This window comes from Plantactinospora sp. B6F1 (assembly GCF_040120695.1).
In the GTDB taxonomy this organism is placed as follows: Bacteria; Actinomycetota; Actinomycetes; order Mycobacteriales; family Micromonosporaceae; genus Plantactinospora.
Genome location: NZ_JBEEAC010000051.1, coordinates 1 through 11678, shown reverse-complemented (window position 1 = coordinate 11678; position 11678 = coordinate 1). Strand labels below are relative to the sequence as shown.

The following is an 11678-nucleotide window of genomic DNA, read 5'->3' as shown; positions in this document are numbered from 1 at the left end:
CACGGTCCGGCCTTCGGCGGGCCTCACGGGCTTCCCGCGCTCAGAGAAGGTCGTCCGTGATTCCCAGGAGGCCGCCGGAGGTGGAGGCGTCTACGTCTCCGGCATGGCCGCTGTCACCGATGACACCCGAGGTGGTGTCGTTGAGAGTGTTGCCGAGGCTGTCGGTGAGGCCGGTCACCGTCGAGGTGGTGCCGTCGAGCACCGGCGCCCCGGTCGAGCCGAGTGGTTCGAGGTCGAGCGCGTCGCCGACCCCGGTCACCGTGTCGGTCACACCGCCGACGGTGTCGGTCACGCCGCCGACGGTGCCGCCGACCGTGCCGCCGACACCGAGCGAGTCGACCAGCCCGGTGACGTCGTCCAGTGTGCCCCGCACGGTGTCCCCGGCGAAGTCGACCAGGCCGACCTGCCCGCCCTGCGCGGGGTCCCCCAGTCCGTCCGTGGTGCCGACGGCGTCGCCGGTGTCGGTGAGCGCCGGGTCCACCACCTCGGAATCGAGGGTGTCGGCGACGTCCACACCGGTCGGTACCAGCGGATCGACCAGACCCAGCGGGTCGGCGAGCGGGTCGGTGCCGAGTCCCGGCAGTACGCCGCCGAGCGCGCCCGGCGCGACACTGATCGCACCCAGCGTCGCCGCGTTGACGTCCGGGCCCGAGCCCGTCGACTGCGCGGGGACGCCGAGCTGCGTGGCGACGCTCTGCAACTGGCCGATGACACCGCTCGGGTCGAGCTGGAACTGCCCCAGGCCCACGTCGTCGCCGACCGGCGCGAGCGAGGTGAGGCCCTGGACCGGCGCGTAGTCCACCACCAGCGGCACCACGTCCTGGACGTCCGCGACGCTGATGTCGGCCAGTCCGGCGTCGCGCAGCGTCCCCTCCGGGTCGATCTCGAAGGCCGACCGGGCGTCCGGATTGGTCAGCAGGTTCAGGACGAAGTCGTGCAGTGTCTGGGGCGAGCCCATGTGCCGGTCTCCTCGGTGCGGTCCCGCCCGGCCCGGGTCCGGTGGGGTGTGGTGGCCGCGTGTACGCCGCCGCCGGATGTCTGCCCCAGACGGTAGACCGGTTCCGCCGAGCCTGACATCGGGGACCGCGCCGGGGTTCCCCGACGGGTCCGCTAGGGCCGTGCCTTAGATCTGCGTTAGGGGCATAGGGGATGCGTTCCGGCCGAGTTAGGGTCCCGATGGCGGATAGATCTCTGGTACGAAAAGATGACTCCCTAACGGCCCACCGGGCGATCCCAGCCGCCCGGGGTCGTCCCCGGATGGGCTGCGACACGGTACGCGCCGTCCCGGGGTGATTACTCGCGGTGAAGGAATGATCGGATGCCCTACGTCCTCGGAATCGATATCGGCAGTACCGGTACGGCTGCCGCTGTCGCCCGCCTCCGGGGCAACAGTTGGGATCCCCCCGAACCCGTCCGGCTCGGGCCGGCGGGCTGTTCCGTTCCCTCCGTCCTGCTGATGTCGAGCAACCGGTCGATCACGGTTGCCGACCCGGACGAGTACGACGGTCCGGTCGACAGTGGCTGGGTCGCCCGCGGCTTCGGCAACCGGATCGGCGACGACGTGCCACTGCTGGTCGGCGGCGAGACGTGCTCGGCGCAGGCACTCACCGCCATGCTCGCGATGTGGGTGGTCGAGCGGGTGGTCGACCAGGAACGCGAACGTCCAGAGGGGATAGTGCTCAGCCATCCGGCCGGCTGGGGCGACTACCGGCGGCAGTTGCTCGGCGAGGCGCTCTGGGAGGTCGGTCTCGCCGACGCGACCCTGCTGCCGGCACCCGTCCTCGCCGCCGCCAGCCACGCCGCGCACGGCTTCACCGGCCGCACCCTCGGGGTCTACCTCCTCGGCGGGCACACCTACTCCACCGCCGTCGTCGACCGGGCCCAGCCACGCGGCTTCGACCTGCGCGGCGGGCTCACCGACGGCGAGCCGCCCGCCGGGGCCGACTTCGACGAGGCACTGGTCGAACACGTCCGCGCCGGGCTGGCCAAGGAAGCCGGGCTGGCCAAGGAACTCGCGGACCCGACAGGCCCACTCGTCCGGCAGGCCCTGCTCGGGCTGCGCCGGGAGTGCCGCCGCGCCAAGGCGGAACTGACCGCCGCCGACACCGCCGACGTACCGGTCCGGCTGCCCGGCCGGCAGACCCGGGTGCCGGTACGCCGCGCCGAGTTCGAAGACCTGATCCGGCCCGCCGTCACGCTGACCGTGGACGAGCTGACCCGTACGGTCCGGTCCTGCGGCCTGGCGCCGCACCGGCTCGACGGCGTCCTGCTGGCCGGCGGCTCGGCCCGGATCCCGCTGGTGCGGGAGCTGCTCGCGGCCAGATTCCCGGTACCCGTCGAGGTCGAGGCCGACCCGCAGCTCACCGTCGCGGCCGGCGCCGCGGTGGCCGGCAGTCAACTGCTGGACCGGCAGCGGGGCAACCGGCCACCACCCCGCCCGCCGGTGATGCGCCCGCCCCGACCCGGTGCCCGGCGCGCGGATCCGGCCCGCCGGCAACCCGGCCGGCCCGGCGACGGCCGCGAACCCGGCCGGTACGACGAGGAACGCTCCACACTGCCGCCCCGGCCTCCGGTCAAGATCACCCCCCTGGAGCTGCCGATGCGGGCACTGTCCCGCCTCGGGTCCGGCCGCGACAGCCGGGTCATCGGCCTGGTGGTCCTGGTGACCGCGCTCGGCGTACTGCTCGGCTCGGTCGTCGGGGCGGATCCGCTGACCGTCGCCGCCCCGCCCGGGTGGGGCCGGTGACGACCGCCTTGACGCCGCGTACCGGCACCGACGCCCCGCTCGTACTGGACGAGCAGACCACCGCCTTCCTGGCCCGGGTCGACGCCGATCCGGACGCACCGCTCTGCACCGCCGTACAGGCGGCGGGCGGGCACGGCAAGACGGCCGTACTGGCCCGGCTGCGCCGGGGCTACCAGCGGGCCGGGGTGCCCGTGCTCGATTCCTGGCGGGAGCTGACCGACCCGGCGGACCCGGACTGCGCCGTACTGGTCGACGACGCCCACCTGCTCGACGCCACCGCCCTGGCCGAGCTGCGCCGGCTGGCCGAGACCGGCCGGGCCCGGCTGGCGGTGGCGTTCCGGCCCTGGCCCCGGCCGGTCGGGCTGACCGAGCTGGCCGAGGTACTGCACCGCGGCGGTCCACCGGTGCTGCCCGGCCCGTTCACCGAGGCGCGCACCGCGGCCTACCTCGGCACCGCGTACGGCTCGGCACCCCCGCCCGGGGTCGCCCGGCTGGTGCAGGAGCAGACCGGTGGCGTACCCCGGTTCGTCGAGTGGCTGGCCCGGGCGCAGCGCCCGGCCGACCGCCGGCCCGCTCGCGTGCAGCGGCCGCACACCGGTGCCGACCGCCCGGCGCCGACCCTGGAGGTGCCCCGGTCGGTACTGCTCCAGTTCGCGCCGGAGCTGGAGAGCCTGGACATCGAGGTACGCCGGCTGCTGCTCGCGATGGCGGCCGGCCCGGCGCTCCCCACCGACCTGCTCGGCGCGCTGCTCTCCCGGCACCCGGACGAGCTCGACGAACTGCTGGCCGCCGCCCGGGCCGCCGGGCTGCTCGGGCCGGACGACCGGCTCGCTCCGATCGTCCGGCGGGCGATCGCCGCGCTGAGCCCGGCGAGCCAGCGGGCGGCCGTCTGGCAGCGCCTGGCGGAGTTGCAGCTACAGCGTGGCGGCCGGGTACTCCCGCTGGTCCGGTCGATGCTCGACGGCGGCTTCGGCGGCAGTTGCCCGGCCGGCGTCGCGGAGGCCGCCGGTGACGAGGCGCTGGGCGACGATCCGGCGCTGGCGGCCCGGCTCTTCGCGGTTGCCGGTGCGGCGGGGCGGCCGGTCGCCGCCCGGCGGGCGATGGCGGCGGCGCTCTCCGCCGACCTCGACTCCGCGCTGCGCCTGGCCGACCGGCTGATCGCCGCGCCGGACTCGCCGGACCGGGCGGACGGGGCGGCGGTCGCCGCGACCGCGCTGGTGCACCGGGGCCACACGGATCGCGCGGTCGAGCTGTACGGCTGGTCGGGTACCCCGTCCTCGCTGGCGTTCGCCGCTATCGGCGCGGCCGGCGCCGGCCGGGTCGAGCAGCTCGATCGGATCCTCGCCGACCCGCCCGCCGACGGTCCGCCGACGCTGCTCGCCAGTGCCGCGCTGCTGATGGCCCGAGGGTTGCGGGAGACTCTCTCCGGCCCGCCCACCGCCGCCCTCTCCACCCTGGTGCAGGCGTCCGCCCTGCTCGAACCGGCCGGCCGGTCGGTGCTGCTGCCGGAGACCCCGGCGGCGCTGGCCGCCCTGGTGGCGTTGCACTGCGGCGAACTGGACATCGGCGAGCGGGCCCTGGACCGGGCCGTCGCCGCCGGGCTCGGCGCGGCGCTGACCGCCCGCCGGCACCGACTGCTCCAGGCCTGGCTGCTGATGGTCCGCGGCCGGGCCACCGAGGCCGCCGCACAGTTGGCGGCGGTCACCGCCGGCCCGGTACCGCTGGAATCCCGCGACCTGATCTTCGCCGCCGCGCTGGACCTCGGCACCGCCCGGCGCAACAGCGACCTGCCGGCCCTGCAACGCGGCTGGGAACGCGCCCGGGAGGCGGTGGTACGCCACCCGGTCGACCTGTTCACCCTGCTGCCGCTCGGCGAGTTCGCCATCGCCGCCGCCCGGCTCGGCGAGCTGGACCGGCTCGCCCCCTATCTGGGCGAGGCCCGGGACCTGCTGGCCCGGCTGGGCGACCCACCACTGTGGACAACCCCGCTGCACTGGAGCTGCCTGCACGCCGCGATTCTGGCCGACCGGCCAGCGGTGGCGGACGAGCACGTCGCCGCGCTGGCCGCCGCCACCGGGCACACCCGGTACGCCTCGGTGGTGGCCGCCGCCGGGCAGAGCTGGGTCGAGGTGCTGCGCGGCGCCGTCGACCCGGCGCGGGTGGAGACGGCCGCCCGGGGCCTGCACGGCATCGGACTCTGCTGGGACGGCGCAAGGCTCGCCGGCCAGGCCGCGATCCGCACCTCCGACCGGAAGGCGATGACCACCCTGCTGGACTGTGCCCGGATGCTCCAGGGCCGACCGGCCGGCGCGAAGGGCGGCACCGCAGCGGCGGGTACCGGACCGGGCCGGGTGGCGGACGACATCGCGGTACCGGCCGAGAACCGGCTCAGCGAACGGGAGCGGGAGGTCGCGGAACTGGTGCTCAGCGGCCTGACGTACAAGCAGATCGGCGACCGGTTGTTCATCTCCGCCAAGACCGTCGAACACCACGTGGCCCGGATGCGTCAGCGGTTGAACTGCGCGAACCGAAGCGAGCTGCTGGCCCGGCTGCGTGCCATCGTCGAGGAGCGATCCGGCGGCCGTCCGGTCGGTTCGCCCTGGCCACAGCGGACGGCACGGTGAAGGCGGCGGCCCGGCGGATGGCGGCGCTCGGCTCCGGCCTCCGTCGAGGGGGTGCCGCCCGAGGGGGTACCACCCGTACCCCGGCGGACGCCGCACCCGTGGACGGCCCGGTCGGCCGGGCACGGCCGGCGGAACAGCCGGGTGACCGGGCACGGCCGGCGGAACAGCCGGGTGACCGGGCACGGCCGGCGGAACAGCCGGGTGACCGGGCACGGCCGGTGGATTCGGCGGAGCGGCCGGTCGGTCCGGTGCCCAGCCGGATCGTGGCCAAGGCTGCCGCCCTGCTCGTCGTCCTGACCGTCCTCTGGAGCTACGCCACCTTCCTGACCTCCCGGGACGCGATGGACCTGCTCGCGGTCCGCGCCCTCGGCACCCAGCTCGGCCAGCCGACCGACGCGCTGATCCTCGGCCTCCAGGCGGAACGCCGGCTCAGCATGGTCGAGCTGGCCGCGCCGGGACGGCACCGGGCCGCCCTGCGCGAACAGCGCGGCCGCACCGACGCGGCGGTCGGGGCGCTGCGGCGGTTCACCGGGGAGACGGATCTCCGGCTGGTCACCGTCGGCGGGGTCCGGGAACGGGCGGCGGAACTCATCCGGCGCCTGGACGACCTCCGGTCGCTCCGCGACGACATCGACGGCAGGCGGGTGGACCGGGCCAGCGCCGCCGCGTCGTACGCGAACATCATCGACGCCGGCTTCGCGGTGTACGGCTCGCAGTGGACCAGCCGGCGCAGCGACCTGATGGAGGAGACCCGTACCCTTCTCGCGCTCTCCCGCGCCGCCGAGCTGCTCTCCCGGGAGGACGCCCTGGTGGCCGGGGCGCTCGCCTCGCCCCGGTTGACCCCGGCGGAGCACGCCCGGCTGGTCGACCTCGTCGCGGTGGCCCGGTTCGTCCGGGCCGAGGCGGGGAGCGGACTGCCCGGGGCGGAGCGGGCCGACTTCGACCGGCTGGTCGACGGTCCGGTCTTCGCCACCCTGCACGCCGCCGAGACGGAACTCCTGGCGGCCGACTGGAACGGCGGAAACCCGCCGGTCCCGCCCGCCCGCTGGCAGGCGGCGACCGAACCGGCCCTGTCCGAACTGCGGGCCCTGGTCACCGCCGGGGTCCGGGACAGCGTCGACCGGGCCACCCGGGGCGCCGCCGGGGTGGTCACCCGGGCCGGCCTGGTCGGTGGACTCGGCCTGGTGGTGCTGGTGGCCGCCGCCGTACTGACCCTGCGCGGCTCCCGGCGGATCGTCGCCCGCCTCGACGAGCTGGGCGGTGAGAACGCCGCGCTGGCAAGTGCCCGGGACGGCCTGAGAGCGGAGCTGGCCGCCCAGCGGAACCGGGCCGCCACGCTGACCGACCGGGCGACCGAGCTGGCCGCGCAGCGCAAGCGGCTCGCCAGCCAGCGGGAGCAGCTCGTGGCGCAGACCGGGCGACGGCAGGCGGAGACCGAGCGGGTGACCGAGCGGGCCGCGCAGATCTCGGCCCGGCTCGCCGCGCACCAACGGGCCCGGGAGGTCAACGTCTGGTTGACCCGGGAGAACCAGAGCCTGCTGCACCGGCAGATCGGTCTGCTCGACGCGATGGAGCGGCGGGAGACCGAGACCGAGGAGCTGTCCGAGCTGTTCCAGCTCGACCACCTCGCCACCCGGATCCGGCGCAACGTGGAACAGCTGATCAGCCTCTCCGGCGGTACGCCCGGCCGGCGGTGGCGGCGGCCGGTGCCGCTGGTCGACGTGGTGCGGGGCGCGGTCGCCGAGGTTTCGGACTATCCACGGGTACTGGTGGCGCCCAACTGGTCCGGGTCGGTCGCCGGACGGGCCCTGCCCGACCTGATCCATCTGCTCGCCGAACTCGTCGAGGCCGCGCTCGCCGGATCGGCCCCGACCACCACGGTCCGGATCGCCAACGAGGTACGCGACGGCGGTCGGGTGATCATCATCAGCGACGACGGTGTGGGCCGGGGCCCGGCCGAACTGGACGCGCTCAACCAGTTGATCCGGGACACTCCGAACACCGGCCCGCTCACCGGCGCCGTCGGGATGTACGTGGTCGGCCGGCTCGCCCGCCGGCACGGGGTCACCGTCGAATTGACGGCCGGCCCTCGGGGCGGGACGGCCGCGATCGTGCTGGTGCCGGCTACGCTGCTGATCGATACATCCGATCCCGCACCGACCCCTGCCCCGGGCACCACCGCCGCCCCGGGGCGGCCGGCCGACACCGTCGTCGGACCGCCGGCTGGTGCGCCCCGACCCGGGGCCGCCCCGGCGCTGCCGGTCCGGGTCCGCCGTCCGGACCCGGGCTCCCCGGTCGGCATCCCGAGCCGGGGGGCCGGCTCCGCTCCGAACGGCGCGCCGGTCCGGCGTGCCGCAACCGACTGGTCGCCGACGATGGAGCTGCCGGTAGCGCTCCCGGCACCCCGCGACGACCAACCCGAAAGCAGCGAGAGGACGACAGGTGACTCACGCAGTGGTCACGACGGATAACCTGGTCCGGATACTCGACGAGTTCGTGGACCGGGTCTCGGCGGCCGAGCACGCCGTGGCGCTCTCCCCCGACGGGCTGCTGCTCGGGGTCTCCCGGGGAGTCGGCGGCGAACTCGCCGACCAGCTCTCCAGTGTGGTCGCCGGGTTGCAGGCGCTGGCCCAGGCCGCCAGCCGCTACTCCGGTCCCGGCGGGGTCCGGCAGGTCATCGTGCAGATGCACCGGGCCTTCCTCTTCGTGGCCGCGACCCGGGGCGGCGCGATCCTCGCCGTCCGGTTCGCCGGGGACGCCGACGTCGACGAGATGGCGTACGAGGTGGCGTTGGCGGCCGGCCGGGCCGACACGCACCTGCCCACCTTTCCGGTACCGGCCGATGATCTGACCGGGGGGTGACACGCGGTGCGCACCGGTGCAGGAGGTCGGCACGACGACGCCTGGTACGACCAGGACGCCGGGCCGGTGGTCCGCCCGTACGCGATGACGCGGGGCAGGACGCAGCCGATTCGGGGACAGTTCGATCTGATCTCGCTGGTGGTGGCCCGCTGGCCGGTGCCGCAGCGCGCCGATCTGACTCCGGAGCAGTCCGAGATCCTCGCCAGTTGTCGCCGGCCGCTCTCGGTGGCGGAGATCGCCGCCGCGCTGGACCTGCCGGTCGGCACCGTACGGGTGCTTCTCGGCGACCTGCTGGAGGCGGGACTGATCGACACCCACGAGCCACCGGTGCTGGACGCGCCCTCGGAGGATCTGCTGGAGGCGGTGCTCGCCGGGCTGCGGGCCCTCTGATCCGCAGGGCCCGGGCCTGACCGGCGAGAGCGGCGCGGTGTCGCCGCACGTGCAGCGAAAGGGGAGTCACGTGCGCAAGGTTCGACAACGTCCGGCGCGTACCCTGCCGGTCGCCGTCCTGGACGCACTGCTCGCCGGGGTCGCGGCGGTCCGTGCCCTGGCCCGCCGGATGGTCGGGCTGCTGCCGGTACGTCGCGGTGACCGGGTGGCGGCGGGCCTGATCGTCGCGGCGGCGCTGGTCGCGGTCATCGGCACCGGATTCCTCGTCGTCACACTGTTCCGCACGCCGGACCGGATGGCTCCGCTGGGTGTGGCGCCGCCGCCGTCGGCCGAGGCCGAGGTGGACCCCGGGGACGGCACGGACGACGGGGTCAGTGGCAGCGCGACCCCGCCCGCGGCCTCGCCGCTGCCGCCGTCGGCGACCCCGTCCCGGGCCGGGACCCGGAGCAGGCCGCAGCGCCCGGCGCCCCCGTCACCGGCCCCGCCGCCGACCCTGACCGCCCGGTACGCGACCGAGGACGTCACGCTGCTCAACTACACCGCCTCGGTGACCATCACGAACCCCGGCCCGGGTCCGGCCACCGGCTGGCGGCTCGTCATCACGCTGCCCCGACAGACCCAGTCCGTCGCGGCGGTGGATGGTGCCCAGGCCAGCCGCGAGGGCGCCACCTGGACCTTCGTCCCGGACCGGGCGACCAGCCGGGTGCCGCCGCGCGGCTCGGTGCAGGTGCGCTTCCGGGTCGACGGCGCGCTGATCGACGGCGAGCCCACCGCCTGCACGATCAACAACCGCCCCTGCCAGGCGTAACCTCCCGCCAGGGATCCTCCCGCCGGGTCGCTATTCGATCGTCCAGTCGAGCCGGCCCTCGGCGTCGACGGTCGGGCCGTACCGTCCGGCGTACGGCTCGCCGGTCTCCAGCGACCTCGCCACCCCGTTCAGCAGTTCGGCGACCGACGCCGGCCAGCCGTCGAACCCGGTACCGTCCTCGGGATAGAACTCGCCGACCCGGCCGTGCCCACCGGGCCGCTGGTCGACCAGCAGGCTTCCACCGTCACCCGCCGACGCGAACGGCACGAAGGACGGGTGCCACCAGTCCTCGTCGACCGGAGCATCGGCCCGGACCCTGCAGTTCACCGCCATGTCGGCGGCGATCTGGTCGAGCCGCATCGGCTGGTAGAAGGGGGGCAGATCGAAGTCGTCCGCGCCGTCGTGCCGGCGCAACGAGGCGACCAGGTCGGCCGGGAACGGCATCGACATCCGGGTCTGCAGGGCGGCGATCCGGGCCGGCGCGGCGGGCGGACGCAGGCCGGCCCGGCTACGCGGGGCATGCCGGGCGAGCCAGCGCTCGATGCGTAGCCAGGCGGCGTCGACCCTGGCCCTGGTCGCCGCGTCCGGCACGGTGGGGACGACCTTTCCGGTCGGGTGCGCGCAGGCGGCGACCGACGGCGACCGGGACGGAGTCGGGGTCCGGAGCGGCACCGGGGGCCGGGCGGTGGGCCAGGTGGTGACCGGCACCGGGAGCCGGGCGGAGGGCCGTGTGTCGTCCGGCGCGACCTGGGTCGTGCCGATCCGGTACCGGGTGACGGTGGCCGGATTGGTCGGCGCGACGACGTTCAGGCCACAGAGCAGCAGCACCGAGCCGAGAAAGACCACGAGCAGGACGATCAGCACCCGCTTGCCGCTGACCGTCCGGCGGGCCGGGGCCCGGACCAACCGGCGACCCGGCGGCTCCGCCGGGTCGTTGCTCGGTTCCGCCGGGTCGCTGCCTGGTGTGGTCGGCGGTGCAGCCCCGGGCGGCGCGGCAGCGGTGGTGGCGGTCGGGCGACGGGTGGCGTGCAGCAGCGGATCGAGCCAGCCCGGGGCCGCCGCCCGGAACTCCTCCGGCCGGTCGGCCGCGTCAGCCGGGATCCGGCCGGCCAGCCCGACCGGCAGCCCGGCGGGTTCGTCGCCGTCGCCGACCGCGACGATCGTTCCGGCGAGGACGCGTCCGGCGAGGACGTCGAGGGCCAGCGTGGTGTGGTTGGCCGCGTCCGGCCCCAGGTCGGCGACGAGCACCACCGGGGCGCCGAGCGCCCAGGCCAGGTCCGCGAGGGTCCAGCCGGCACGACCCAGCGGTACGGCGAGACCGGGTGCCCCGGTCACCAGGACCAGCCCGTGGGTGCGCGACAGCGCCCCGACGAGCCCGACCAGGTCGTCGACGCCCACCGGGGATGCGGCACCGGCGCGCACCTCGACATGGCTGACGAGGCTGTCCCGCAGCAGCGTGCGCCGGTCGTCGGGACTGCCATCGGAGATGTCGTCGGGACTGCCGCCGGGACTGCCGCCGGGACTGCCGTCAGGATCGTCGCCGGGACTGTCGTCGACGATCCGGAGCACCGCCGTCCGGGCCGTCGACGCCGCGCAGAGGGCGGCGGTGGCCAGGGCCCAGCTCGCGCCCGACGAGGTCGGGGCAACCACCCACGCTCCACCGTCCGGCCAGGACATCGCGGCCTCCCCAGGTCACCCCCGCCTGCCTCCCAGGTCGCCCGCAGCCTACCGAAACCGACCGGTACCCGCGGTACCGCTCCGGCCGACCGAGACCGCCGCCGCGCCCGTTTCGCCCGGGGTGCCGATGGGCAATTGAAGGACGGCGAGATGCGGACCGCAGCTCGGCGAAAATCTGGAGGACACAATGGGCATGGGAGACAAGATCCGGCACAAGATCGAGGAAGTCGCCGGAGCGGCCAAGGAGAAGGTCGGCGAGGCGACCGACAACGAGCGGCTTCAGGCCGAGGGCGCCACCGAGCAGACCGAGGCGAACGTCAAGCAGGCCGGTGACCACGTGGGCGACGCCGCACGGGACACCCGGGACGCGTTCCGGCCCTGAGTTCCGCACCCGAACCCGGGTGGTGGCTGCCTCGACCCTGGGCATCCACCACCCGGGTTCGTGGGAGTGTAACGTAAACGGTGGAAATCAGACAGATAGGGATTCTCTGATGGCAACCGTGACGAACACTCATTGCGAGGCGGCGGTCGACGCAGCCGCCGGTGAGACGGCCAGCGGCGAGGACCTCCT

The 11678-nt window shown here is 75.2% G+C and carries 9 protein-coding genes; 7 read left to right on the top strand and 2 right to left on the bottom strand.

Annotated elements, in window-relative coordinates; all coding sequences use genetic code 11:
* Positions 1-40: 40 nt before the first annotated feature.
* The gene (locus ABNF97_RS32335; RefSeq protein ID WP_349340841.1) at positions 41-958 is read right to left on the bottom strand and encodes an IniB N-terminal domain-containing protein; all 918 of its coding nucleotides are present in this window, start codon (positions 956-958) and stop codon (positions 41-43) included.
* Between the two features lie 498 nt (positions 959-1456).
* On the opposite strand from ABNF97_RS32335, the gene ABNF97_RS32330 reads away from it, so the two are divergent.
* From ABNF97_RS32330 to ABNF97_RS32305, 6 genes are all read left to right on the top strand, one after another.
* The gene (locus tag ABNF97_RS32330) at positions 1457-2746 is read left to right on the top strand and encodes an Hsp70 family protein (RefSeq protein ID WP_349340840.1); all 1290 of its coding nucleotides are present in this window, start codon (positions 1457-1459) and stop codon (positions 2744-2746) included.
* Positions 2743-5370 (top strand): helix-turn-helix transcriptional regulator, encoded by a 2628-nt coding sequence (locus ABNF97_RS32325; RefSeq protein WP_349340839.1) that lies wholly within the window; start codon positions 2743-2745, stop codon positions 5368-5370. The genes ABNF97_RS32330 and ABNF97_RS32325 overlap by 4 nt, the downstream gene beginning before the upstream one ends.
* Positions 5367-7841, top strand: coding sequence for a sensor histidine kinase (locus tag ABNF97_RS32320; protein WP_349340838.1), 2475 nt, complete (start codon positions 5367-5369; stop codon positions 7839-7841). The genes ABNF97_RS32325 and ABNF97_RS32320 overlap by 4 nt, the downstream gene beginning before the upstream one ends.
* A complete protein-coding gene (locus tag ABNF97_RS32315; protein WP_130464755.1) occupies positions 7813-8232 on the top strand; it encodes a roadblock/LC7 domain-containing protein in 420 nt (139 codons plus the stop codon). The genes ABNF97_RS32320 and ABNF97_RS32315 overlap by 29 nt, the downstream gene beginning before the upstream one ends.
* A 6-nt stretch (positions 8233-8238) precedes the next feature.
* Positions 8239-8622, top strand: coding sequence for a DUF742 domain-containing protein (locus tag ABNF97_RS32310; RefSeq protein WP_349340837.1), 384 nt, complete (start codon positions 8239-8241; stop codon positions 8620-8622).
* Positions 8623-8692: 70 nt separating this feature from the next.
* Positions 8693-9430, top strand: coding sequence for a cellulose binding domain-containing protein (locus tag ABNF97_RS32305; protein WP_130464756.1), 738 nt, complete (start codon positions 8693-8695; stop codon positions 9428-9430).
* A gap of 30 nt (positions 9431-9460) precedes the next feature.
* Here the strand turns inward: ABNF97_RS32305 and ABNF97_RS32300 are convergent, their stop codons facing one another.
* Positions 9461-11080: an SMI1/KNR4 family protein gene (locus ABNF97_RS32300; protein WP_349340836.1), complete on the bottom strand. Its 1620-nt coding sequence runs from the start codon at positions 11078-11080 to the stop codon at positions 9461-9463.
* A gap of 220 nt (positions 11081-11300) precedes the next feature.
* Here ABNF97_RS32300 and ABNF97_RS32295 point away from each other — a divergent pair, with 220 nt between their 5' ends.
* Positions 11301-11489: a CsbD family protein gene (locus ABNF97_RS32295; protein ID WP_349340835.1), complete on the top strand. Its 189-nt coding sequence runs from the start codon at positions 11301-11303 to the stop codon at positions 11487-11489.
* Positions 11490-11678 lie beyond the last annotated feature (189 nt).